The organism is Aeromonas sp. R4-1 (genome assembly GCF_040908325.1).
GTDB lineage: Bacteria > Pseudomonadota > Gammaproteobacteria > Enterobacterales > Aeromonadaceae > Aeromonas > Aeromonas veronii.
This window is the reverse complement of record NZ_JBFODM010000086.1, coordinates 57,452-81,081: the sequence shown is the minus strand read 5'-3', so window position 1 is coordinate 81,081 and position 23,630 is coordinate 57,452. Positions and strand designations below refer to the sequence as shown.

The following is a 23,630-nucleotide window of genomic DNA, read 5'->3' as shown; positions in this document are numbered from 1 at the left end:
TGAGAGGGTAAATCCAGATTGGGGCCATTTTAGCCCCAGACTATGCCGTGACTATGTATAAATGTGACAAAACGTAACAAGAGCGGGATAAGCTCACTCTGTTTCAGGTCGCGCCGTTTGTTTTCACGCCACATCGCATACACTAACGACAATTTCCTTCGCAACCCGACTGACTGCCTATGCCCAAAATGTCTGACCACCGCTTTCTCACACGCCTGACCTGGCTCCTGTTTGCCGTGGTCATCCTGCTGATTGGTCTGACCTTGCGGCAAAGCCTGAAACAGATAGAACGCCTCTACCAGAGCGATACCCTCAACAGCGCCATCTACCTGCGGGATCGGTTCAAGCAGACCGAAGTGTTTCTGGAGGCGATGCGCGGTCAGGCCGAAGAGCGACTGCGCAGCGACCCCCAGTCGGTGCTCACCCGCCAGCTCTATCGCCATATCGAGGCGCTGCCAGAGGGCCTGGCCCTCGACAAGCTCCCCGGCGATTTACCGGCCGGACTGGCGGGCAACCTCACCGGTGACGGCCCGCTGCCGCCCCCCGGCAGTGCGCGGGAGGCGCAACTTCATTTGGCCCTGAGCCTCTCGCCCTTGCTGGCCACTGCCAGCCAGCGCCTGGGCAGCGAGATCGCCTGGGCCTACTTCACAGGCGTGGACAACTTTATCTACCTCTATCCCTGGATCCCCTCCAGCCAGTTTCGTTTTGCCCGCAGCATCTATGACAAGCACTACTGGCAGGATGCGCTGATGTCACCCAACCCAAGCCGGGACACCATTCTCTCCCGCCCCTACGAAGATTTTGCCGGACTGGGCACCATGGTCACCATGTCCCAGCCTCTCTACAAGGACGGCTCGCTGGTAGGGATGATCAGCATGGACATCCTGCTCTCACGCTTGCAATCGCAGCTCAATCAGCTTACGCCGGCGCTGGGTGAGTATCTGCTGCTCAATCAGTACCATCAGGTGCTGGCCAGCAGCGCACACCAGCCCGTGGTGCCGCAAGACCCCGAGCCGACCGATGAATACCAGTGGCAACAAGGGGCATTGCAGCTGACCATGGCAATCCCCGATACCCCGCTGCGACTGGTGCACAACGTCACCCTGCTGCCGCTGGTGTGGGCCATGCTCTGCCAGTCCACGCCGACCCTGCTCGCTATTCTCTTTATGCTGCTGGCCGCCCTCTCCAACCTGAGATCCCACCGCCTCAACCAGCGGCTCAATTACCTCTCCTGCCACGATGCCCTCACCGGTGCCTTCAACCGCCACTATCTGGTGCTGCTGGAACAGGCGGGCGATCTGGCCCGGCTGCAAGCAGGGATCCTGATGTTCGATGCGGATCACTTCAAACGGGTCAATGACAACTTCGGCCATGCCGTCGGCGATATCGTACTGATCCGGCTGGTGCAGATCTGCCAGCAGCAGCTTAGACCCACAGATCACCTGATCCGCTGGGGTGGCGAGGAGTTTCTGCTGCTAATTGGCCGCAGTAACGCCGCACAGATCGGCGAACTGGCGGAGCGGCTGAGAAAGGCGGTGGCAGATCACGACTGGGCCGCCATCGAGCCCGGGCTGGAGGTCACCATCAGCCTCGGCTATCTGCCCCACCAGGAGAACCTTCCCCTGCACGAAGCGGTGCGCCGCGCCGATGTGGCGCTCTATCAGGCCAAGGCCAACGGTCGCAACCGCAGCGAAAGATGGCAGGGTGACGCCTCCTGACTCTCGGAGTAAGCTGAGCCCTCAACCCCTTTTTTGGAGGACTGTCGTGCCACGTAAACCCCGCGTAGGGCTCGCTCTCGGGAGCGGCGCCGCCAGAGGATGGGCCCATATCGGCGTCATCCGCGCCCTTGAACGTCTCGGCATCAAACCGGATTTGATCGCAGGCTGCTCCATCGGCAGCTTTGTCGGTGCCGCCTATGCCGCCGGTGAACTGGATCGGCTGGAAACCTGGGTGCGCGGCTTTACCCGCCTGCAGGTGGTCAGCCTGCTCGACCCGGCCCTCTCCGGCGGTCTGTTTCGCGGCGAAAAGGTGTTTGGCCTTGCCGCCAGCCATCTGGGGGACCCCGATCTCGAGAATCTGCCCATCCCCTTCGCCTGCATCGCCACCGAACTCGATACCGGCCGCGAAATCTGGCTGCAACAGGGCCCGCTGCGCCAGTCGGTGCGCGCCTCCTGCGGCATGCCGGGGATCCTCACCCCGACCCGGATCAACGACCGCTGGCTGGTCGATGGTGCCGTGGTCAATCCGGTGCCCATCTCGCTGGCCCGCGCCATGGGGGCCGAGGTGGTGATTGCGGTCAACCTCAACACCGATATGCACCAACCCTGGACCGACGAGCCGGATCAACCCGGCAGCGGCGGCCTGCTCAGCCAGTGGCTCAATCGCGGTGAATCCGCGCCAGCCACCCCGGGTCTGTGGAGCGTGATGAGTGGCTCCATCAACATCATGCAGGAGCGGATCACCCGCGCCCGGATGGCCGGTGACCCGCCGGAGATCCAGCTCTGCCCGCGCCTTGGCAGCTTCTCCATCATGGATTTTCATCGTGCCAGCGATGCCATCAACGAGGGGGAAGCTTGCGTCGAGCGCAATCTCGATCAGCTCAAGGATGAACTGGGCCGCCTCGGGTTGCTGGGCAGTTAGTTGTCGACATGCTACGGTTTACACATGAAAAAAGCGCCATTCGGCGCTTTTTTTTCAACTTACTTACCCGGTTACTCCTTACGGTAGAAGAGCAACCCGAGCAGAATCACCCCCACAGAGACCAGCAGATAGAGCCCCAGACTGGGATTGGTGATACCGCCATACAGAATGATGAGCGCGCCCAGAGTGGCGCAGGTCGGGATCACAAACCGCTTTATCCAGCCCAACTCGGTAAAGGTGCGCATGTACCAGACATAGAGGAACAGATAGAGGCCATAAATCAGCACGATCGGCATCTCGTCCAGGGCGATGTAACGACCGAATGTCTCGTTGATGCTGCAGTACCACAACACTGAGTAGATCACCGACAACAACGCTGCCGCGAGGGCCGAGTTGATTGGCATGTGGTGATGCGGTTCGATACGGCTCATCCACTTGGGGGCAGGCCCCTGATTGCGGATCGCCAGCGAGTAGGGAATGCGCATGGTCGCCAACACCAGACCATTGAGGGTGCCGAGGCAGGAGATAATCACAAACACGGTCAAAATGGTCGAGGCAGTCCCGCCAAACAGGCTGGTTGTCGCGAGATTTACCGCGTTATCCCCTTGCGCCACTATCTCGTCCGTCGGCAAGACGCTGGCGATCCCCAGAAAATAGGTGACATAGACCACAAAGACTATCAGGGTGCCAATCACCAGCGCTCTCGGCAGATTCTTCTTGGAATCGCGAATTTCGCTGTTGATGGTCACGGCGGCGATCCACCCCTCATAAGCGAAGGCGGTGGCAACCACGGCCGTGGCCAGAGTGCCTCCGGTGCTTCCTATCCCATCCATTGCCTGCACAAAGTTGGTCACGGTGACACCATTGAGCAAGCCTGAAATGGTGCCCACAATGGCAACCAGGATCAGCGGGATCAACTTGATCAGGGTAGAGCCCACTTGCAGCTTACCCGCCAGGACCGGGGTATAGAAGTTGATCAGATAGGTGACCGTCATATAGACAGCCGCCAGTATCCAGGTCGCACCAGAGTTGGTCGGATTATCACTGCCGAGCAAGATCATGGTGTACAGAGCGGCGACCCAGGCAAGGATGGCGGAAAGAGGGGCGTAATAGAGTACGCCTTTGAACCACCCCACCAGATAACCAAACATTTTGCCGTATGCCGCTTCGGCATAATCGACGATACCGTTGGACTTTTCGATCCGCTGGGCAAACTCGGCAAACACCAGCGCGCCGAAGATCATCGAAAATGCCCCCAGCGCCCATGCCAGCAGCGCAATGGCCAGATTACCGCCAGTCAGACGCAGTACATCATCGGCCTTGAAGAAGACACCGGAGCCGATCACCACGCCGACCACCATCGCAATGGCAGTCATCAGGCCATAGCGTTTATCCAACTCATTACTGCTCATACCCATACTCCATACGATTGCTCATATCATCCTGAATGTAATAGTGTTCAGGTGGCCAGATACCACCAGGGGCCCACTTTTCGGGGCCGCTTATTCTCGTTGGCCTGCATGGATAATTCAAAGCGTGTTAGATCAAAATATCGATCGGCAACCCAAAAAAATACCGCCCGAAGGCGGCATTTCTATTCACATCGATGATCACGCCTTGGCGAGGTCATCCGGGCCAATCTGGCCGATTTCGGCGACTTTCTTGTCTGCCAGCAGCCAGAGGGTGAACTTGTGCAAATCCGGGTGGTGCGCCAGGGCAACCAGGAAGGCGCCCCCAACTTCACGGTAACCCAGCTCGTAGTTTTTCAGCGTGGTGGGAGGAACACCCAGCAAATCTGCAAACTTCGGACGGCTCAAACCGACCGCTTCACGGATCTGACGGATCTTCTTGCCAACAGTGACGATATTTGAATTCATAATGTTCCATACTCCGTTTGGCGGATTTACTCCGCCTTTTATTTTTCGCGACGACTCGTAGTCAAGTGTATCAGTTTTGTTCGGACTCGTTATGGTCGAGCCTCTATCTTATGAGCGCCTTTCGGCGACAACCCTTGCCTTCAAGGGGGGATGGTAATCGCTCAGCCGCCTCAGGTAAACAGTCTCGAAAAGAAACCTTTATTGTGGCCCCCCCAATAACTCGTATAATCCGCCGGATACCCATTAAGAGGAATAAGTATGGCGTTTCCCGGCATTATCTCTCGCCTGCACCCCGTATCCAGCACAGAAGAACTGGCACAACAGCGCCTGCAAGGTGAACAATATCGCGCCGAAGCATTCTGGCTTCCGGCCTTGATGTCCAGCCACGCCAGCGAGCTGCTGGCCGCCCTGCCGGAGAGCTGCAGCCTGTTTCTTGAACAGGCATGCCCGGACCTGGCCCTGCGCAGACACGACGGCACCCTGCATAACAATGAGCAGCTCATCACGGTAAATGGTCAGGCGATTGCTCTGGCAACCACCCCGGGTGATGGTGGTCTGGTGCCCGAATCGGGCATGTGCGAGATGGCCGACTGGCTGGAGGCGGGACACCGCCACTTCATCTGTTCAGCTGCGGTTCAGCCTGTGGCTCGCGCCATCCTCAACATCTGGCCCCTTGACCCCTATCTGGCCCGACATTTCTTGATGACATTTACCCCCCTGCTGCAGAGCGCAACCCAGGCTGATTACCTTGCGGTCTTTGCCGCCAGAGCGAATCCTGCCAGCCCGCATAGCGACTGGGTTCAGGCCTATATGAAGCTGGAGAAGAAACTTCACAGGGCCTATCTGGATCACTAATTAATCAAAATAAACAGCCAGTTAAGGGCACGACACAATTTGCCACAAGGCTCATTTGTGAGCTTGATCATGTTTTAAAATCGGCATAGAGTGCGCCTCGTCATCGGAATGACATCAGTTGCCTGGCAGTGGTTTCTCACGCATTGCGTGCCATGCCAGCGCACTCGACACACCAGGAGAGTGTGCAACCCGGTTATACCGGGTCATCTGCCAGACTCGACGCCAGCCGTACGGCGGAGCCTGCAGCTTACATAAATTACAAAGTGTGAAGCACGTGAATAACGTGCGATCTCAACGAGGATTTTTTTATGATGAAAATGGCTCCTTCCATGATCGCCATCGCCATGGCTGCTCTGGGTGCTACCGCTGCTCACGCCGCTGACGACATCTACTTCGGTGCAGGTGTCGGTGCTGCTCACTTCAATGGTCTGAACAAGATCGATGGCGGCGGTTACGCTGGTACTGAAGATGCAGCTGCAGCCAACGCCTTCGTTGGTTACAACTTCACCGAAAACTTCGGTACCGAATTCGGTTACCAGTATGCCGGTCGTGGCAACACCGAAGGTCTGCGTTACGAAAACCAGGGTGCCACCCTGTCCGGTATCGCTCGTATGCCGGTTGGCAACGACTTCTCCCTGTTCGCTGAAGGCGGCGCCTACTGGGCTCACACCGACGGTCTGGGCATCAGCGACACTAAAGTTTCCCCGCTGGCCGGTGCTGGTGTGACTTACAAAGTAAGTGACGCGCTGGATCTGCAAGCTCGCTACCGCTACATGTGGGACGTGGCTGACCTGAACGTTGACGGCACCCATTACAAGTCCAACCAGAGCGTTGCTACTCTGGAAGCGGTATACCACCCGTTCCGTACTTCCTACGTAGCTCCGGTAGCTGCTCCGGTTGTTGAAGAAGCTCCGGCTCCTGCTCCGCAAGTGGTAGAGAAGAACTTCGCCCTGAACTCAGACGTGCTGTTTGCCTTCGGCAAAGACACCCTGAAGCCGGAAGGCGTTGCAGCCCTGAACGGTCTGTATCAGCAAATCGTTGAATTCCAGCCGAAAGATGGCAACGCTGTTGTTGTTGGTTACACCGACCGTATCGGTTCCGACGCTTACAACCAGAAGCTGTCTGAAGCCCGCGCCCGTACCGTTGCCAACTTCCTGGTGAGCAAAGGTATGGCTGCCAGCAAAGTTGCCATCGAAGGTCGTGGCGAAGCCAACCCGGTTACCGGCACCAAGTGCAACGGCGTAACTGCTAAAGCTCAACTGATCTCCTGCCTGGCTCCGGATCGTCGCGTAGAAGTTCGCGTATCTGGCGTACAAGAAGTTCAGCAATAATCTGACCTCGTTCAGATAGTGCGAAAAAAAAGGGATGCTGCGGCATCCCTTTCTGTTTGTCTCGTTCTCGCTTGCATCCCTCACTCCCGCCTCCCTGCCCTTGCCTGCCCCGTCTCGAAAGCATAAAGTAGTTGCGCCTGTAAGGTATTGGATAAGCACTAAAAAGCGCTTCTTGTCCGGTCTGTTGTCCATGACGCCAATGCATCATGAGAGTCCAAAGCCTTCGCTATCCACTTTGCTGGCGATTTTTCGCAGCAATAAAAACAAGTGCATTGCCCGACATGGGCTAACACAACGAGGATAAACCGATGAAACTCAAAATGGCTCCTACCCTGATTGCACTGGCGCTCGCCGCCGCAGGCACCACAGCTCAGGCTGCCGATGACTGGTACACCGGTGTTGGTGCAGGTTGGGCTTATGCCCACGGTCTGGATGATTTTGGCAAAGACACTGACAAAGATGCCACTGCGCTGAGCCTGTTCGGCGGTTACAACTTCAACGACTACTACGCAGCTGAACTGGGCTACCTCTACGCCGGTAAAGCGGGCGTTGACGGTGCAGATTTCAAAACCCAGGGTGCAACCCTCTCCGGTATCGCCCGCCTGCCGCTGGGCGACATCTTCTCGGTGTTTGCTGAAGGTGGTGCCTACTTCAATCACGTCAACGGCAATGGCAACAGCGACAACGGCACTGCACCGCTGGCGGGTCTGGGTCTGACTGCCAAGCTCTCCGACCTTATCGATGTGCAGGCACGCTACCGCTATCTGTGGAATCTGGGTGACGAGCAGAAAACCTGGGAGAGCGACATGAGCGTCGCGACCCTGGAGCTGGTGATGCACCCGAACCGCACCTCTTATGTTGCCCCGGTTGCCGCCCCTGCGCCTGAGCCGGTTCCCGAGCCGGTACTGGTCGACAAGAACTTCGCCCTGAGCTCTGACGTGCTGTTTGCCTTTGGCAAATCCACCCTCAAGCCAGAAGGTGTCGCAGCGCTGAACACCCTGTATCAGCAGATCGTTGATGTTCAGCCGAAAGATGGCAGCGCCGTGGTCGTCGGTTACACCGACCGTATCGGTTCTGATGCCTACAACCTGAAACTCTCCGAAGCGCGTGCCCGTACCGTAGCCGACTTCCTGGTTGGCAAAGGTCTGCCGGCTGGCAAAGTTGCCATCGAAGGTCGCGGTGAAGCCAATCCGGTCACCGGCACCCAGTGCAACAGCGTCAAGGGCAAGGCTCAGCTGATCTCCTGCCTGGCGCCGGATCGCCGTGTAGAAGTACGCGTCACCGGCGTGCAGCAAGTACAACAATAATCCTGCAGTCCGACATAACAAGGAGGCCACCTGGCCTCCTTTTTCTTGCCGCTTATTTCACCCACCTTGTACCCTCTTTTGCCCCCTTCCTCTTCCCGTCTCGCGCTCTAGTTCACGGCGTGTCGCCCCCCATACCTCTTTGGTGGTTAAAAACAGCCCGTCACCTATACATAAGTGTGGGGTTTGACCAGCAGGCAACCCCACTACACCAAACATCGACGAGGATACGCGATGAACATAAGAGTAAAACCTGTGTGGATTGCACTGGCATTGGCGAGCACAGGCGCACAAGCGGAACCGGTTCACGACTGGTATGCCGGGATTGGCGGTGGCTGGGCCATTGCCCACAATCTGAATGATTTCAGTCAGGATGTCGGCAAGGATGCGACTGCGCTCTCCCTGTTTGGCGGCTACAACTTCACGGAAAATCTGGGGGCAGAGATTGGCTATCTCTCCACCGGTGACTGGGATATCAGCGACCATGACTTCAACAGCAAGGGAGCCACGCTGTCAGTCATTGGCCGCCTGCCGCTCAGCGAGATGTTTTCGATCTTTGCCGAAGGCGGTGGCTATATCTATCACGTCGAATCGGTCAATGGCGGGGACGACAACCTGGCGCCGCTGGCAGGCCTGGGAGTGACGGCCCGGCTCCATGACTGGGTCGATCTGCAGGCACGCTACCGTTACATAGTGCGCGTTGGCGATGATCCGGATAACGGCAAAGCCAACAGCGGTACCCAGCGCTGGGTCAGCGACATCAGCACCGCCACGCTGGAACTGGTGATACACCCGAACCGCAGCCAACCCAAAGAAGCAGCCCCCACGCCCGCCCCGGTCGTGGTCCCCCCGCCACCGGCCGAACCGGAGGTGGTAGATCAGACCTTCAACCTCAGTTCCGATGTGTTGTTCGCCTTTGGCAAAGCGGACTTAAAACCGGAGGGGATGAGCGCGCTGGACGCTCTCTACCAGCAGATCGTCGATGTACAACCCAAGGATGGCAGTGCGGTGGTGATGGGATATACCGACCGTATCGGCTCGGATGCCAGCAATCAGAGGTTGTCAGAAGCTCGGGCCCAAACCGTTGCCGACTTTCTGATCAACAAAGGGCTGCCTGCCGACAAGGTAAGCATTCAGGGCAATGGCGAGAGCAATCCGGTCACCGGCAACCAGTGTGACGACATCAAGGCCAGAGCCGCCCTCATAGACTGCCTTGGGCCGGATCGCCGGGTCGAGGTGCGCGTCACCGGCGTACAGGGCGCCAGCGAGTAGTTAATCTTGAGGCGATAACCATGTCAGACGTGCAGTAAAAAGGGATGCTTTCGCATCCCTTTTGCTTTGCCGTGGCATTCCCTTCTCCCCAATCAGAAGGAGGTGCGGCGGTAGCGGCGATACTCCGGATGCCAGAAGTTGGCTTCGATGGCCTGATCGATCACCTCGTCCGGGGTCTGCACCGCCTTGCCCTGCAGCATGGCGGTCTTGGCCACCATCTTGGCGATGTAGCGGGAGACCTGATGGATATCCGCCAGGTCCGGCAGCAGGGAGCCCTCCTCCCCTTTCACCAGCGGCGAGCACTCCGCCAGCGCGCGGCTGGCCGACATCAACATGGCGTCAGTCACCCGGGTGGCGCCGGAGGCGATGACGCCAAGGCCGATCCCCGGGAAGATGAAGGAGTTGTTACACTGGGCGATGACGTAGCGCTTGCCCTTGTACTCCACCGGTGCAAACGGACTGCCGGTTGCCACCAGCGCCTGACCGTCGGTCCAGCGGATGAGGTCTGCCGGCGTCGCCTCGACCCGGGAGGTGGGGTTGGAGAGCGGGAAGATGATGGGACGGGCACAGTGCTTGTGCATGGTCTTGACCACCTCTTCGGTAAACAGCCCCGGCTGACCGGATACCCCGATCAGGATGTCCGGGCGACCGTGTTCCATCACCTCCAGCAGGGATATGTTGTCCCCCACCGGCCAGTCTTTGATCCGCTCCACCGGCTGGGAGAGACGGCGCTGGAAGTCGAGCTGGTTGGGGATCTTGTCGGTGATAAGACCAAAGCGGTCCACCATAAAGACCCGGCTGCGGGCCTGCGCATCGGTCAGCCCTTCGGCCTTCATCTGCGCCACGATCTGCTCGGCGATGCCGCAACCAGCGCTGCCCGCACCGAGGAAGGCAACCCGCTTCTCGGAGAGCTTGGCACCGGAGGCCTTGCAGGCGGCGATCAGGCTGCCCAGCGTCACAGCCGCGGTACCCTGAATATCGTCGTTGAAGCAGCAGAGCTCGTTCTTGTAGCGGTTGAGCAGCGGCATGGCGTTGTTCTGGGCGAAATCCTCGAACTGCAGCAGAATATCGGGCCAGCGGCGCTTGACCGCCTGAATGAAGGCATCGACAAACTCGGCGTACTCATCCCCCGAGATACGCGGATTGCGCCACCCCATATAGAAGGGGTCATTGAGCAGTTGCTGGTTGTTGGTGCCCACATCCAGCACCACCGGCAGGCAGTAGGCAGGCGAGATGCCGCCACAGGCGGTGTAAAGCGACAGCTTGCCGATGGGAATGCCCATGCCGCCGATCCCCTGATCACCCAGACCCAGGATCCGCTCGCCATCGGTCACCACGATCACCTTGACGTTCTGCTTGGTGGCGTTTTGCAGCATGTCATCGATCCTGTCCTTGTCCGGATAGGAGATAAACAGGCCACGGGCGCGGCGATAGATGTTGGAAAACTCCTCGCACGCCTTGCCCACCGTCGGGGTGTAGATGATGGGCAACATCTCGGTCAGGTGGTTGTGCAGCAGACGGTAGAAAAGCGTCTCGTTGGTATCCTGGATGTTGCGCAGATAGATGTGCTTGTCCATGTCGTTGCCAAACGCCATGAACTGGCGATAGGCGCGCTCGGCCTGCTCTTCGATGGTCTCGATATTCTGGGGCAACAGACCTTCGAGGTTGAAGTTGCTGCGCTCTTCGCTGGTGAAGGCGCTGCCCTTGTTGAGCAAAGGGGTCTCCAGCAGGGCGGGACCGGCGTAGGGAATGTAGAGAGGACGTTTCTGGTTATTATCTTCAAACATGGATCTTGGTACCTAAACGGTTAGCTAGACGCAGGGACCCGCCGATCCTAGGGGCTTGTCTCATTAATTTCAAAGAGTTTGCACATCCGTTGCAAAAGGTTTGCGACCCAGTCGACGAAAGGCGCCGGGGGTCTGACCAGTCAGACGACGAAAGCGGTTGGCAAAGTTGGCCCCATCGCTGTAACCGACCCGAGCCGCCAGCTCGCCAAGTGGCCAGTTGGTATAGAGCAGCAGCTGGCGCGCCTTGTTCATTCTGAGCTCGGTCACCCTCGCCATCGGCCCCATACCGAACGCTTGCTGACAGAGGCGATGCAGATGAGGCACGGAGCAAGCCATCTGTTCGGCCAGCAGGGCGACACTCCAGGGTTCGTCCAGGCGCGCCTCCACCCGGCGAAACAGCGCCTGCAATCTGAGTTCAGGGGTGCCGCGCACCTCCCCTTGCAGGGTACGCTCCAGCAGCGCCAGCAACAGGCTAAGCAGTTGGGGTTGCAGCGAAGAGCGAACCCCCTCCCCCTGCATCAGGCTGAGCAGATGATAGAGCTGATCGCCGCCATCCCCTTGCCAGATACGGTGACCAAGGCGGTGCAGGTGCTGCCAGCGCGGCACGTCATCGAGCAAAATCCAGCTGATCTGCCAGCTTTCGCCAATCAGCTTGAGACCGCCAGGCACGGCGGCGGGCAGGAAAATCAGCGACCCGGCCGGAATGGCTTGCTCCCCCTCGTCGGTGAGCAGCGCGCCACCCTCATCGTGACTCACCATCAGAATATGAAACTCGGGGCGATTGCGACGGATCAGGTAGTGACCCCGCACCCGGGAGAGGCCGGTCAGGAAGATCCCCGCCTCGCCGAGCAGGGGCAGCCCTTCACGTCCCAGCATCTGCTCTTCACAGGCTGGCGCTATCTCCAGACACTCGCTGGCAAATGGCATAACACCTCAACAGGATAGTTTTACACAAGAAAATCGAGAGCTACTCACAGTGAGAAGAGCCTCGTCAGCCCCTATCATACCCCTGACAAACCTTGCTTTTCTCATACCCGGTTAACAACTATGCATTATTGGCAAGCGATTTTAAAACAAACCACCGATCGCGAGTTCATGACCCGATTGTGGCGGCTGGCCCTGCCTGTCTCGCTGCAATCCATGATGTTCTCCCTGCTCGGCCTCATCGATATCATGATGGTGAGCCAGCTTGGCACCACGGCTGTGGCGGCGGTCGGCTTGGGTAACCGGGTCTTCTTTTTCAATCTGCTGGTGATAGCGGGCCTCGCGGGCGGGGTCTCGGTATTGGCAGCACAATACTTCGGGCGCGGGGAGATGGCCGGGGTACGCCGCTCCCTGGCGCTGGCCATAGTGGGCGCCCTGCTGGTCACCCTGCCCTTTGCCTTCATCTATGTGTTATCACCGGGCAGCGTGCTGGGTTTTGCCAGTCAGGAGCCGGCACTGCGGGCACTGTCGGATCAATTCTTGATGATCACCGGCGCCACCATCCTCTGTACCGCCATCGTAGTGCCGCTGGAATCAGCCCTGCGCTCGGTCGGCAATGCCGCCGCGCCGACCCGCATCGGCATTATCGCCATCATCGCCAACGTCATCCTCAACTACGCCCTCATCTTCGGTCACTTCGGCTTCGAGGCGATGGGGGTCGCCGGTTCGGCCTGGGGCACCACCATTTCACGGCTGCTGCAGACAGCCCTGCTGCTGCTCTACGTAAAGCGTTATGAGGCGCGCCTGATCCCGCGCGCACCAGACTGGCTGGCCGCCTTCAAGCGCAAGGAGGTGGTGCGCTTTACCCTGATCGCCCTGCCGCTGCTGTTTCATGACGGCCTCTGGGCCTTCGGCATGCTGATTTACGGCTTTCTCTATGCCCATCTTGGCACCGATTCGCTGGCCATCATGACCACCCTCGGCACCCTGGAGAGCATCCTTATCTCCCTCTTCTTCGGACTGGCGGTAGCCTGCTCCACCCTGCTCGGCCACCGGCTCGGGGCCGAGGAGTACGAGGTCGCCTGGCAGCACTCCCAGCTGTTCCTGCTGCTGGCACCGATTGGCGCGCTGCTGGTGGGGATCATCGTCTGGCTGCTGCAAGCCAACCTGCTGCAGTGGGTCGGCAACCTGCCCCCCGAGCTGATGACGGAGGCGGGACAGGTGCTCGGCATCATGTGCCTCGGGATGCTGCTCAAGGTGTTCAACATGGTGGGGATCATCGGGGTGCTGCGCTCTGGCGGTGATGTGAACTACAGCATCTTCATCGACATCGTCGGCATGTGGTGCATCGGCATCCCGCTCGCCTGGGTGGCGGTCACGCTGCTCGGCTGGCCCCTCTCCTGGGTGGTGGCGGTGGTGCTGCTGGAGGAGCTCAGCAAGGTGTTGCTGGTGCAGCGCCGTATTCGCCAACGCTGCTGGTTGAAGAATCTGGTGATCGGATAAACAGCCACAAATCGGGGTCATATCAATGACAGAAAAACCCTGTTTGCAGTATGCTGGGCGCCTCTTCAATCAGAGACAGGGATCCACGGTTTCCCTGTCCAGTAGTCGTTTAAGGAGACGAGCATGCAACCACAGAAAGAGCTGATCACCGAGACGGCCCTGCTTGAGATGGCCAACAAGATCATCAAAGAGCATGAAGACTTCATCCACGGTATGCGCGCCGATTCGGTGGAGCAGAAGGGGGATATTCTGGTGTTCAAGGGGGAGTATTTCCTGGCCGAAGATGGCACCCCGACCGGCAAGACCATGGCGGTCTTCAACATGTTCAAGCTGCTGGCCCAGCAGCTCTCCGGCAAGTACAAGCTGGCCTGATCGCACCAGCACATTGCCAACAGGATGCCGCCCTCAGGCGGCATCTGTTTTTGCGCGGTTCTGCCCCTCGACCACCACGCAGTTGCGTCCCGCCATCTTGGCCTGATAGAGACACTCGTCGGCACGGTTGATCAGAATATCGATGGTGTCATCGGAACGAGCCATGGCAATCCCGATACTCACCGTCACCTCCAGCAATTCGTCCGAGGTGGGGCTCTTCACCAGCCGCGCCTCGACGGCAATGCGCAGCCGCTCAGCCATTTTGCTCGCCAGCGCCGGATCGGCGCAGTTGTGCATCAGGATGGCAAACTCTTCGCCGCCATAACGCCCCAGCACCATGTCAGGCTCCAGCTGCTCCCCCAGGGTGGTCGCCACCTCCTTGAGCACCGCATCCCCCGCCAGATGGCCGTAGATATCGTTGATCCGCTTGAAGCGATCGAGATCCAGCAGCATCACCGCAAAGGGCTTCTTCTTGAGTTGCAGCCGGATTCTGGCCTGCTCCAGCTGCTTCATCAGCAGGCGGCGGTTCATCATGCCGGTCAGCTCATCAGTGGTCGATTCCCGATAGAGCCGCAGCAGCATGTTGAGTTGACCGCACTGCACCCAGCAACTGGCCATGGTAAACATGCCGAGCACCCACACCTGATTCAGGGTGGCCTGACTCCAGATGCTCTGGCCCACCAGCAGCCAGTGACCCAGCAGCATGGTCACCAGCACCACACCTGCCAGTTGCAAGCCGAGGGAGAGGGGGATGGGGAAGATGGCAAACAGGGTGATCAGCAGATAGGGAAAGGCCGCATAGCCCGCCTGCAACTCCTGTCCGGCGCCAAAGCTGTTCAGGCAGAAGAGGGAGAAGAGCATCATCACGGCCATCAGGTAGCCAAGGGCCAGCTTCATCCGCTCCCGCTTGAAGTGGATGAGATACGAGAGCGGAATAAGTGGCGAGAGCGCCAGGGTGCAGAAGATCCTGGCCTGAAACAGCTGCTCGAAATGAACGGCGGGCAAGGTCAGCCAATCCACCACGGCCCAGGCGGGCAATCCGAGCATCAGCAAGCAGGTCAGCAGGCGCAAACGCACCGTCATAAAGCCCATGCGAGTACGAGTAAAGTCTTCGGAGTGAACCCTCGCACTCCAGAACTCTGACAACTTGAGCATCCAGAGTCTCCACGATGAATACTGAGGGCTCATTCTACACCTACAAAGTGGTAAAAATGTCATTAGCGGGGAGAATAAAAATGAGAGGTCGGTCACACAAACCGACAGATGATAATCGCAGCGCGCAAACGTTTCAACCCATCAAAAAATAAACCTTTTTTTGCATAATTAGCGCTGGTCAGCCTCATTTCAATCACTACAATAGCGCCCAATTTTCTTCCCTTCCCCACACAATTCGAGGTACTTATGGAACAGGCTGCTGTCACACGCGCCAATCGAGAGGCACATCCACCCAGGCGAGCCCATAGCGAACTGGTCTATGGCATAGAGGATGTCCCGCCTCTGCCCCAGACGCTGTTCGCCGCCCTGCAGCATATGCTCGCCATGTTTGTCGCCATCATTACCCCGCCCCTGATTATCGCCAATGCCCTCGGCCTCCCTGCCGCCGACACCCGTTATATCGTCTCCATGTCGCTGGTCATGTCCGGCATCGCCTCCTTCATTCAAACCCGCCGCTTCGGCCCCATCGGTTCCGGCCTGCTCTCGGTACAGGGCACCAGCTTCAACTTCCTCGGCCCCATCATCGCCTCCGGTCTCGCCCTCAAACAGGCGGCCATGCCCACCGAGGATCTGTTGGGCACATTGTTTGGCACCATGATGGTTGCTGCACTGACCATAGTGGTGATGAGCCGCTTCCTCCATCTGGTGAAACGGATCATCACCCCGCTGGTGACCGGCATAGTGGTGCTGCTGATCGGTCTGACCCTGATCAAGGTAGGTCTCATCAGCATGGGCGGCGGCTATGCAGCCCTCTCTGATGGCAGCTTCGCCAGCCACACCAACCTCTTCCTCTCCCTGCTGGTGCTCGGCCTTATCGTGTTGCTGCAACGCAGTCGCAACCCCTGGTTACGCCTCTCCGCCATCATGATCGCCATGCTGGCGGGCTATGCCGTGGCCCTGCTGTTGGGCAAAGTGAGCGCCCCCACCTTCGACGGCCCGCTGGTGATGGTGCCCATTCCGCTCCACTACGGTCTCGGCTTTGACTGGCAGCTGTTCGTGCCGCTCGCCATCATCTTCGTGGTGACGGCGCTCGAAGCGATCGGCGACATGACCGCCACCTCGGATATCTCCGGCGAGCCACTGGAAGGGCCTGTCTATATGGAGCGGATCAAAGGCGGCGTGCTGGCCGATGGTGCCAACTCCATGCTGGCAGCGGTTTTCTCCACCTTCCCCATGTCCACCTTCGCCCAGAATAACGGCGTCATTCAGCTGACCGGCGTCGCCAGCCGTCACGTCGGGCTCTTTATCGCCGCCATGCTGGCGCTGCTCGGCCTGTTCCCGGCGGTCGCCAGTCTGGTGCAACAGATCCCCGAGCCCGTGCTGGGGGGAGCGACCATCGTCATGTTTGGCACCATCGCCGCCGCTGGCGTGCGCATCATTGCCCGCGAGGAGCTGGATCGCCGCGCCCTGATGATCCTGGCGGTGTCGCTGGCCATGGGGCTGGGGGTCGCACAGGTGCCGGAAGTGCTGCAACACCTGCCGGAGCTGGCCAAGAGCGTACTCTCCTACGGCGTCGCCACCGGTGGCATTACCGCCATCGTGCTCAACCTGCTGCTGCCCAAGCGCGAAGCGCGCCACTCCTGAGACGTCATCAACCGATAGCAGACTCAAGCCCCGCACTGCGGGGCTTTACCTTGTCAGCCGCCACGGGTAGTGTGCTGGGCAGCCTTTTTTGAGGATGCCGCCATGCCCTATCGCCTGCTCTCTCCCCTCCCCGATACCGCTTCACCCGCACAGATACTGGCGCAAGAGCAGCACTGGCTGCGCGACTGTGCCCATGACGGCCAGCCCCGCGCTCACCTCTGGCAGGCGCCCCAATGTCTGATTGTCACCCGCAAGGATACCCGCCTCCCCCATTACGAAGCCGCCTGCCAGCAACTTGCAGCTGAAGGCTGGCCGGTACATGTGCGCGACAGTGGCGGTACCGCCGTGCCCCACGGAGCGGGGATCCTCAACCTATCCCTGCTGCTGCCCCGCACGACCACAGACCTCGCCCACTACTACCGGCTGCTGGGGGCGCCGCTGCTGACCTTGCTGGCGGAGTACGGCCTGGAGGGGAGCTATGACTTCGTGCCCGGATCCTTTTGCGATGGTCAGTACAATCTGGTGATCGGGGGACGCAAGATCACCGGTACCGCCCAGCGCTGGCTGGCGCCGGGGCAGGATCACCAGGGCGCCGTGCTGGCACAAGCCATGCTGCTGGTGGCGGGTGATGTGGATGAGGGAACTAGGATGGCGAGCCGCTTCTACGAGCTGGCGGGCGGCGAACTGCGTTTTATGGCGGGAACCTCCATTACGCTGGCAAGCTGCATCGATTGGCGCGGTAGCGATCAGGCACTGGTGGATAAGGTGCGAGCACGTCTGGATAGCCTGCTGAGCGAGGGGCTATCCCCCTCATTCTGACCTTATCCCGAAGGGAGAGGGAAAGTCCCCATCCAGAGACACGGCGCACAAAAAAGCCACGACCGGAGTCGTGGCTTGTTCTTTTCAAGGGAAGCGTGAAACGAGCTGAGGCGTTCAGGCCGTCTGCGGCTCCGGTTCAGCTTCGCTATCCAGATCCCGGCTAAAGTAGGCGCGGGTCTCGGCGATCACCACATGGCGCAGACCAATCAGGCCGATGAGGTTGGGCACCGCCATCAGGCCGTTAACGATATCGGCCAGCAGCCAAATCATGTCCAGATGGAGGAAAGCTCCACTCGCCACCAGCGCCAGATAGACCAGACGATAGGGCTTGATCGCCTTCACCCCGAACAGGTATTCGGTGCAGCGCTCGCCGTAGTAGTTCCAGCCAAGGATGGTGGTAAAGGCGAAGAACAGGAGGCCAATGCTCACCAGATACTGGCCGACATGGGCATCAAGCCCCTGGGCAAAGGCCAGACTGGTCATGGCCGCGCCGCTTGCATCGCCGCTCCACACGCCTGTGACCACCAGGGTCAGGCCGGTCATGGTGCAGATGATGATGGTGTCGATGAAGGTACCTGTCATGGAGACCAGCCCCTGCTCCACACACGAATCGGTCTTGGCTGCCGCCGCCGCGATGGGCGCAGAGCCCAGTCCCGATTCGTTGGAGAAGACCCCGCGCGCCACCCCTGACTGAATGGCCAGCATGATGCTGGCACCGACGAAGCCGCCGGTCGCCGCATGGCCGGTGAAGGCACTCTCGATAACCAGCATGACGGCATCGGGCAGGGCGCTGGCGTTATTCACCAGCACGCCCAGACAGGCGACGATGTAGAAGATGGCCATGAAGGGCACCACCTTGCTCGACACGCTGGAGATGGATTTGATCCCCCCCAGGGTCACCAGCGCCACGATCAGGGTCAGCACCACGGCGGTCGCTTCACGGGGCACCGAGAAGGAGAGGCTCATGGCGTCGGAGATGGCATTGACCTGTGGGAAGGTACCGATGCCGAAGAAGGCCACGCCGATGCCAAACAGGGCAAACAGCTTGGCGAGCGGCTTGGAACCGAGCCCCTTCTCCAGATAGTACATGGGGCCGCCAGCCATCTGGCCGTTGGCATCCTGCTCGCGATACTTCACCGCCAGCAGACACTCGGCGTACTTGGTGGCCATGCCGAACAGCGCCGCCATCCACATCCAGAACAGGGCACCGGGGCCGCCGAGCTTGATGGCGGTAGCCACCCCGACGATGTTGCCGGTACCAATGGTGGCAGAGAGGGCGGTACAGAGGGCGCCGAAGCTGGAGACATCCCCCTGCTTGCCCAGCCCCTGATCGCGACCAAAAACCAGCCGCAGAGCGAGCGGCAAGCGCACCACCTGAAGCAGACCCAGACGCAGGGTGAGATAGATACCGGTCCCGACCAGCAGGATCAGCAGGGGTGGACCCCAGATAAAGCTATCGATGGCGGTTAACGCCGATTGAATTGATGACATGCATCCTCCTTAAGAAACAGAAATTAAGGAGGAGAAGGATGATCTTCCCATAGGTGTCGCGATCGGCCAGAGGCGATCGGATGCGGGCCAAGCCCAGGTACAACCATCCCATCCCCTCTGTCCTTTTGCCTGAGAGTTTCCGGCGCCAACCTGCCCTTGCGGGTAGTCATGGTGCCTTGCTCCTTCGGCGCCCGATTTAACGGGTCTCTCCAGAGTATCGTCCAGTAGCAGTCCACACCGGTTGCCCGGTACCTGAAAGATTCACTTCTTCGGTGGATGGTTGCCCATCGCTCTCCTGCTACCTTCATCCGAACTAGTTTGGATTAGGAAGTCGGCATGTTAATCCAAAAAATGTGAGCTGTCTCGCACTTGGCCGCCCCCATTTATATTTTTTTAGTGACAACCAGAATCGCAGCAAGAATGTTAAATGTTGGTTAACTATCAACAAGTTAGGCTCTCACGGATCAAATGTGGCCCAAACGGGAAAAATGGCGGATAGAGAACAGTGATCCCTCTCGTTTCGCCAAGAAAATCTTGCCGACATATCTAATCAAAATGCTTGCACACAGAATCAATAAGCCGATAATCCGCTGCATAACCAAGCACTTTGCCATCAATTTATGCACTGTGTTCGGTTGGTCCCACCGGACCGCTCGCCTGACCCGGCCGTCGCCGGTTCAATCGCATATGGCTTGGGCATATCACGCCCCCTAAGGATGACCAAAAGAGAATGAACGAGACCCTGGTTGCAAAAGATGTGGTCGCACAAGATTACCGTCAGCTGGTTGAACAATTCGGCTCCCCCCTGCTGCTGCTCGACAAGGCAGCCGTCCGCAAACAGTATCGGGCCCTGGCCGCCGCCCTGCCCGATGTACGATTGCACTATGCACTCAAACCCCTGCCCCATGAGGCGGTGGTCTCTGTCTTGAAGGAAGAGGGGGCCTGTTTCGATCTGGCCACCAATGGCGAAGTGGATCTGGTGCGCAGTCAGGGGGTTCGACCGGGACGTTGCATTCATACCCATCCCATCAAGCGCGACAGCGATATCCGTTATGCGCTGGAGTTTGGCTGCACCGTGTTTGTCTACGACAACCCGCTGGAGCTGGAAAAGTTCATTCCCTACAAGGACGAAGTGAAACTGCTGCTGCGGGTCAGCTTCCCGAACCCCGAGACCAAGGTCGATCTCTCCAAGAAGTTCGGCTGCACTCCGGAGCAGGCGCTGCCGCTGCTGCAACTGGCCCACGCCAAGGGGATCAAGGTGATGGGGCTGTCGTTTCACGTCGGCTCGCAAGTGCCCCATGCCCGTCGCCATGTGCAGGCCATCGACGCCTGCCGCGAGATCATGGAGCAGGCTTGGGCGCTCGGGCTCAAGCCCTGGGTGCTGGATATCGGCGGCGGTTTCCCGGTCGACTATGAAGGGGGCGAGTTCGATATCGACGGCTTCTGCGCGCCGATCCGCGAAGCGCTGGCCAAGTTGCCCGCTACCGTGCAGAAGATTGCCGAACCGGGCCGCTTTATCAGCGCGCCGGCCATGACTTCAGTATCAAGCGTGATGGGCAAGGCCCACCGCGGCGACAAGATCTGGTACTACCTGGATGACGGTCTCTACGGCAGCTACAACGGCCAGCTCTATGACCACGTCACCTATCCGGTGAGCACGCCTTATGCCAGTGGCGAGCAGCACAACTCGGTGCTCTCCGGCCCCACCTGCGACAGCGTGGATGTGATCCGCGATGGCATCATGCTGCCGGATCTGGCTATCGGCGAGTTGGTGGTTGGCAAGGTGATGGGCGCCTACACCTGGGCCTCGGCCTCCACCTTCAACTTCTTCCCCAAGGCCAGCATCCTCATTCTGGACAGCAGTCAGAAGGGGCAGAAGCTGGTGGCAGTAGCCTGAGCACACCGCTCGCTCGCCAACAGGTTCACTGGGCAAAAACAAGAGGGGGAAGCTTGAGCTTCCCCCTCTCTCATTTCACCAACTCCTATCAGATAAACTGACTGGTCAGCAGCCAGCCGGTGTAGGCGACGAAGCAAGTCAGCAGCACGCCCCCCTCCAACCGGTTGATACGGCCCTGCCCCTTGCGGCCCAGACACATCACCAGCAGCAGCAGGGTTAGCCCCATCATGATGCTCCAGTCACGGGTGAGCACCTCCGGCGCCACATCGAGCGGGTGGATGCCCGCCGCAATCCCCACCACCGCCAGGGTGTTGAACAGGTTGGAGCCGAGCACGTTGCCAAGGGCCAGATCATGCTCGTTCTTGCGAATGGCGATAAGCGAAGAGGCCAGCTCCGGCAGGGAGGTCCCTACCGCGACTATGGTGAGACCAATCACCAGATCGCTGATGCCAAGCGCCTGAGCGATGGTCACCGCCCCCCACACCAGCAGGCGGGAAGCGCCGATCAGCAGCACCAGCCCGACCACCAGCCAGAAGATGGCGCTCTTGAGGGACATCCCCTCGCTCTCGATATCCTCGGCGGTCTCGGTATCCAGCGCATCTCCCTTGCCATTCATGCCAGCCCAGATAGACCAGCCCATCAGGGCAACGAAGACGGCCCCCAGAATGACCGCATCCATCCGGCCCAGATGACCATCGATCAGCAGGGCGCCGGAGAGCAGGGTAATACCGAGCAGGATCGGGATCTCCTTGCGCACAACCTGAGAGGCCACCGCGATAGGGCTGATCAGTGCCGTCAGACCCAGGATCAGCGCGATATTGGTGATGTTGGAGCCATAGGCATTACCAAGCGCCAACCCGGGATTGCCCTGTGACGCCGCCAGCGCCGAGACCACCATCTCCGGGGCCGAGGTACCAAAACCGATGATCACCATGCCGATCAGCAGCGGCGGCATCCCCGCATAACGGGCAGTGGCGGCGGCACCGTCGACAAACTTGTCTGCACTCCAGACCAGCAGCGCCAGTCCGGCAATCAGGGCAACAAAAGCCAGGGTCATAGGATCTTCATCTCTTGTTATCAGCAACGAAGCGCCAGCCCAAACGGGCAGGCACCATGGGAAAGTGGCGCCAGTGTAGCTGTGCCACCTCCCATTTCAAGGGGAAATCAAACCGTGATTAACATTTCACAGTGCAGCCAGCAGGCTCGCGGCATCGGAGACCTCAAACTTGCCCGGCGCCTCCACAAACAGCTGCTCGACCACACCATCGTTGGCGATCAACGCAAAGCGCTGGGCACGGATGCCGCCAAAGGCGCCGGTATCCTTGGCCAGATCCAGCGCCCGGGTCCAGCTGCCATCGCCATCCGCCAGCATGGTGATCGCCTCGGCATTCTGGGCCGTCTGCCAGGCCCGCATCACGAAAGCATCGTTGACCGACAGACAACAGATGGCATCCACCCCTTTGGCCATAAACTGATCGGCCAGCACCACATAACCGGGCAGATGAGCATTGGAGCAGGTGGGAGTAAAGGCGCCGGGTACCGCAAACAGCACCACTTTTTTACCGGCGAACAGCGTCTGGCTATCCCGCAGCTGCTTGCCCTCGGCGGTGATAAAGGTAAATTCGCCCGCAGGCAGGGGGTGTCCTACAGCAATCATGATTTCTCGTCCTGAGTCGTGATGGGAAGTCGCCAGTTTATCCCAGAGTGACGATGCCGCCTAACAGCGGCTCTGAGCCTGACCATGGATAGCGGCAGGCATTTTCCCCTTGGGCAGACTACTCTTGAGCTGGTTTCACGGCGCCAGGAGGCCCCATGCAACACTATTACGATGGTCTGGAAATTCGTCCCCCCGCCATGCGCGAACAGCAGCAACTGGACCAGCTCAATCATCAGCTTACCCATGTCAGTCAATATTGCGCCGGTTACTCCAGCGCCTATCGCCAGTGCCGCCTCGAGGATCTGGCAGATCTGGCCACCCTGCCACTGCTCGACAGCAAAGAACTCTTTGCCGCCCAGCAGGCTCATCCCCCCTTTGCCGGTCTCACCGGCCGCCCCGCCAGTCAGGCGCTGCGGGTATTCTCCTGTCCGGGCCAGCTGGCCATCCCCGAGTATGCGGGAGCAGACTGGTGGGGCGCCGCCCGGGCGCTGTTTGCCGCCGGTTTCAAGGCGGGGGAAGTGATGCTCAACGGCCACGACTATCATGCTGGCCCCACCGCCTTTATCTTCGATAACGGCGCCCGCCAGCTGGGGGCTCCAGTGGTACCCTGCGGGCCCCACGATACCCAGCACCAGCTGGAGGCACTGCTGCGCTATCAACCCACCGGCTACGTCGGTCCGCTGGTGACCCTGCTCGACCTGCTGGAAGCGGCCGAAGCAGCGGAGATCCCGAGCGACTCGCTGCGCCGCGCCCTATTGTGCGAAGCCACCCATCCTGAAACCGCGCCACTGCGCGCCATTCACGGCATTGCGGCCCTCAACTGTCTGGTGTAGCAGGATGTGGGGGTGGTGGCCTACGAGAGTCAGCCCGGTCAGGGCTTTATCGTCAACGAGAGTTGCATCGTCGAAATCATCGATCCCGCCAGCGGCAATCCCGTGAGTGGAGATGAAACGGGCCAGCTGGTGGTGACCCGGCTCGATCTGGAGTATCCGCTGCTGCGGCTAGCCACCGACTGGCAAGGTCACTGGCTCGCCAAGCCGAGCGCTTGCGGGCGCACCAACCGACGCCTCAAGCTGGTGTAGCAGACCAACTAAATGCACAA

At 59.5% G+C, this 23,630-nt stretch carries 19 protein-coding genes, 1 pseudogene and 1 riboswitch; of the genes and pseudogenes, 12 read left to right on the top strand and 8 right to left on the bottom strand.

Going from position 1 to position 23,630, the window contains the following annotated elements:
• Positions 1 to 179: 179 nt before the first annotated feature.
• Positions 180 to 1,718, top strand: coding sequence for a diguanylate cyclase (locus AB5Y90_RS15905; RefSeq protein WP_368167211.1), 1,539 nt, complete (start codon positions 180 to 182; stop codon positions 1,716 to 1,718).
• A 46-nt stretch (positions 1,719 to 1,764) separates the two neighbouring features.
• Positions 1,765 to 2,640 carry a patatin-like phospholipase family protein gene (locus AB5Y90_RS15900; protein WP_005338362.1) on the top strand — a complete coding sequence of 292 codons (876 nt, stop codon included), beginning with the start codon at positions 1,765 to 1,767 and terminating at the stop codon, positions 2,638 to 2,640.
• A 71-nt stretch (positions 2,641 to 2,711) separates the two neighbouring features.
• On the opposite strand, the gene AB5Y90_RS15895 is transcribed toward AB5Y90_RS15900, so the two are convergent.
• Positions 2,712 to 4,052, bottom strand: coding sequence for an APC family permease (locus tag AB5Y90_RS15895; RefSeq protein ID WP_005338365.1), 1,341 nt, complete (start codon positions 4,050 to 4,052; stop codon positions 2,712 to 2,714).
• A gap of 198 nt (positions 4,053 to 4,250) precedes the next feature.
• A complete protein-coding gene (locus tag AB5Y90_RS15890) occupies positions 4,251 to 4,517 on the bottom strand; it encodes a DNA-binding transcriptional regulator (RefSeq protein WP_005338367.1) in 267 nt (88 codons plus the stop codon).
• A 258-nt stretch (positions 4,518 to 4,775) separates the two neighbouring features.
• Between AB5Y90_RS15890 and AB5Y90_RS15885 the strand changes: the two genes are divergently transcribed.
• From AB5Y90_RS15885 to AB5Y90_RS15870, 4 genes are all read left to right on the top strand, one after another.
• Entirely contained in the window at positions 4,776 to 5,372 is a 597-nt protein-coding gene (locus AB5Y90_RS15885) for a hypothetical protein (protein ID WP_270819227.1), read from the top strand.
• Between the two features lie 308 nt (positions 5,373 to 5,680).
• Entirely contained in the window at positions 5,681 to 6,703 is a 1,023-nt protein-coding gene (locus tag AB5Y90_RS15880; RefSeq protein ID WP_041202285.1) for a porin OmpA, read from the top strand.
• A gap of 308 nt (positions 6,704 to 7,011) precedes the next feature.
• Positions 7,012 to 8,010 carry a porin OmpA gene (gene ompA / locus AB5Y90_RS15875; RefSeq protein WP_005358919.1) on the top strand — a complete coding sequence of 333 codons (999 nt, stop codon included), beginning with the start codon at positions 7,012 to 7,014 and terminating at the stop codon, positions 8,008 to 8,010.
• Positions 8,011 to 8,241: 231 nt separating this feature from the next.
• Positions 8,242 to 9,279: an OmpA family protein gene (locus AB5Y90_RS15870; protein ID WP_270819225.1), complete on the top strand. Its 1,038-nt coding sequence runs from the start codon at positions 8,242 to 8,244 to the stop codon at positions 9,277 to 9,279.
• 92 nt (positions 9,280 to 9,371) lie between these two features.
• On the opposite strand, the gene AB5Y90_RS15865 is transcribed toward AB5Y90_RS15870, so the two are convergent.
• On the bottom strand, positions 9,372 to 11,066 hold the full coding sequence (locus AB5Y90_RS15865) for an NAD-dependent malic enzyme (protein WP_216951826.1): 1,695 nt from the start codon (positions 11,064 to 11,066) through the stop codon (positions 9,372 to 9,374).
• A gap of 69 nt (positions 11,067 to 11,135) precedes the next feature.
• A complete protein-coding gene (locus AB5Y90_RS15860) occupies positions 11,136 to 11,993 on the bottom strand; it encodes an AraC family transcriptional regulator (protein WP_270819223.1) in 858 nt (285 codons plus the stop codon).
• A gap of 120 nt (positions 11,994 to 12,113) precedes the next feature.
• On the opposite strand from AB5Y90_RS15860, the gene AB5Y90_RS15855 reads away from it, so the two are divergent.
• Positions 12,114 to 13,493 (top strand): MATE family efflux transporter, encoded by a 1,380-nt coding sequence (locus tag AB5Y90_RS15855; RefSeq protein WP_270819222.1) that lies wholly within the window; start codon positions 12,114 to 12,116, stop codon positions 13,491 to 13,493.
• A 123-nt stretch (positions 13,494 to 13,616) separates the two neighbouring features.
• Positions 13,617 to 13,865, top strand: coding sequence for a YciN family protein (locus AB5Y90_RS15850; RefSeq protein ID WP_005338382.1), 249 nt, complete (start codon positions 13,617 to 13,619; stop codon positions 13,863 to 13,865).
• Between the two features lie 33 nt (positions 13,866 to 13,898).
• Here the strand turns inward: AB5Y90_RS15850 and AB5Y90_RS15845 are convergent, their stop codons facing one another.
• A complete protein-coding gene (locus tag AB5Y90_RS15845; RefSeq protein WP_005349944.1) occupies positions 13,899 to 15,020 on the bottom strand; it encodes a GGDEF domain-containing protein in 1,122 nt (373 codons plus the stop codon).
• A gap of 246 nt (positions 15,021 to 15,266) precedes the next feature.
• On the opposite strand from AB5Y90_RS15845, the gene AB5Y90_RS15840 reads away from it, so the two are divergent.
• Both AB5Y90_RS15840 and AB5Y90_RS15835 read left to right on the top strand, forming a co-directional pair.
• A complete protein-coding gene (locus AB5Y90_RS15840; RefSeq protein WP_040066712.1) occupies positions 15,267 to 16,664 on the top strand; it encodes a nucleobase:cation symporter-2 family protein in 1,398 nt (465 codons plus the stop codon).
• Between the two features lie 102 nt (positions 16,665 to 16,766).
• On the top strand, positions 16,767 to 17,483 hold the full coding sequence (locus AB5Y90_RS15835; protein ID WP_270819221.1) for a protein ligase: 717 nt from the start codon (positions 16,767 to 16,769) through the stop codon (positions 17,481 to 17,483).
• Between the two features lie 114 nt (positions 17,484 to 17,597).
• Here the strand turns inward: AB5Y90_RS15835 and AB5Y90_RS15830 are convergent, their stop codons facing one another.
• On the bottom strand, positions 17,598 to 18,974 hold the full coding sequence (locus tag AB5Y90_RS15830) for a sodium:alanine symporter family protein (protein WP_270819220.1): 1,377 nt from the start codon (positions 18,972 to 18,974) through the stop codon (positions 17,598 to 17,600).
• A gap of 107 nt (positions 18,975 to 19,081) precedes the next feature.
• Positions 19,082 to 19,197, bottom strand: a riboswitch (glycine riboswitch).
• A 507-nt stretch (positions 19,198 to 19,704) separates the two neighbouring features.
• Between AB5Y90_RS15830 and AB5Y90_RS15825 the strand changes: the two genes are divergently transcribed.
• A complete protein-coding gene (locus AB5Y90_RS15825) occupies positions 19,705 to 20,871 on the top strand; it encodes a type III PLP-dependent enzyme (protein WP_043818871.1) in 1,167 nt (388 codons plus the stop codon).
• Positions 20,872 to 20,959: 88 nt separating this feature from the next.
• Here the strand turns inward: AB5Y90_RS15825 and AB5Y90_RS15820 are convergent, their stop codons facing one another.
• Both AB5Y90_RS15820 and AB5Y90_RS15815 read right to left on the bottom strand, forming a co-directional pair.
• Positions 20,960 to 21,928, bottom strand: coding sequence for a calcium/sodium antiporter (locus AB5Y90_RS15820; protein ID WP_005343920.1), 969 nt, complete (start codon positions 21,926 to 21,928; stop codon positions 20,960 to 20,962).
• 126 nt (positions 21,929 to 22,054) lie between these two features.
• Complete coding sequence (locus AB5Y90_RS15815; RefSeq protein ID WP_005358893.1) at positions 22,055 to 22,528, bottom strand: peroxiredoxin; 474 nt, start codon at positions 22,526 to 22,528, stop codon at positions 22,055 to 22,057.
• A gap of 155 nt (positions 22,529 to 22,683) precedes the next feature.
• Between AB5Y90_RS15815 and AB5Y90_RS15810 the strand changes: the two are divergent.
• Positions 22,684 to 23,610: pseudogene (locus AB5Y90_RS15810) on the top strand (phenylacetate--CoA ligase family protein).
• Positions 23,611 to 23,630: the final 20 nt, after the last annotated feature.

Excerpts from the sequence above, each read along its gene's own strand:
- AB5Y90_RS15870 (WP_270819225.1), top strand. The coding sequence starts at position 8,242 with ATGAACATAAGAGTAAAACCTGTGTGGATTGCACTGGCATTGGCGAGC.
- ompA (WP_005358919.1), top strand. The coding sequence starts at position 7,012 with ATGAAACTCAAAATGGCTCCTACCCTGATTGCACTGGCGCTCGCCGCC.
- AB5Y90_RS15830 (WP_270819220.1), bottom strand. The coding sequence starts at position 18,974 with ATGTCATCAATTCAATCGGCGTTAACCGCCATCGATAGCTTTATCTGG.
- AB5Y90_RS15845 (WP_005349944.1), bottom strand. The coding sequence starts at position 15,020 with ATGCTCAAGTTGTCAGAGTTCTGGAGTGCGAGGGTTCACTCCGAAGAC.
- AB5Y90_RS15890 (WP_005338367.1), bottom strand. The coding sequence starts at position 4,517 with ATGAATTCAAATATCGTCACTGTTGGCAAGAAGATCCGTCAGATCCGT.
- AB5Y90_RS15905 (WP_368167211.1), top strand. The coding sequence starts at position 180 with ATGCCCAAAATGTCTGACCACCGCTTTCTCACACGCCTGACCTGGCTC.
- AB5Y90_RS15880 (WP_041202285.1), top strand. The coding sequence starts at position 5,681 with ATGATGAAAATGGCTCCTTCCATGATCGCCATCGCCATGGCTGCTCTG.
- AB5Y90_RS15825 (WP_043818871.1), top strand. The coding sequence starts at position 19,705 with ATGAACGAGACCCTGGTTGCAAAAGATGTGGTCGCACAAGATTACCGT.
- AB5Y90_RS15860 (WP_270819223.1), bottom strand. The coding sequence starts at position 11,993 with ATGCCATTTGCCAGCGAGTGTCTGGAGATAGCGCCAGCCTGTGAAGAG.
- AB5Y90_RS15815 (WP_005358893.1), bottom strand. The coding sequence starts at position 22,528 with ATGATTGCTGTAGGACACCCCCTGCCTGCGGGCGAATTTACCTTTATC.
- AB5Y90_RS15820 (WP_005343920.1), bottom strand. The coding sequence starts at position 21,928 with ATGACCCTGGCTTTTGTTGCCCTGATTGCCGGACTGGCGCTGCTGGTC.
- AB5Y90_RS15835 (WP_270819221.1), top strand. The coding sequence starts at position 16,767 with ATGCCCTATCGCCTGCTCTCTCCCCTCCCCGATACCGCTTCACCCGCA.
- AB5Y90_RS15840 (WP_040066712.1), top strand. The coding sequence starts at position 15,267 with ATGGAACAGGCTGCTGTCACACGCGCCAATCGAGAGGCACATCCACCC.
- AB5Y90_RS15865 (WP_216951826.1), bottom strand. The coding sequence starts at position 11,066 with ATGTTTGAAGATAATAACCAGAAACGTCCTCTCTACATTCCCTACGCC.
- AB5Y90_RS15885 (WP_270819227.1), top strand. The coding sequence starts at position 4,776 with ATGGCGTTTCCCGGCATTATCTCTCGCCTGCACCCCGTATCCAGCACA.
- AB5Y90_RS15850 (WP_005338382.1), top strand. The coding sequence starts at position 13,617 with ATGCAACCACAGAAAGAGCTGATCACCGAGACGGCCCTGCTTGAGATG.
- AB5Y90_RS15855 (WP_270819222.1), top strand. The coding sequence starts at position 12,114 with ATGCATTATTGGCAAGCGATTTTAAAACAAACCACCGATCGCGAGTTC.
- AB5Y90_RS15895 (WP_005338365.1), bottom strand. The coding sequence starts at position 4,052 with ATGAGCAGTAATGAGTTGGATAAACGCTATGGCCTGATGACTGCCATT.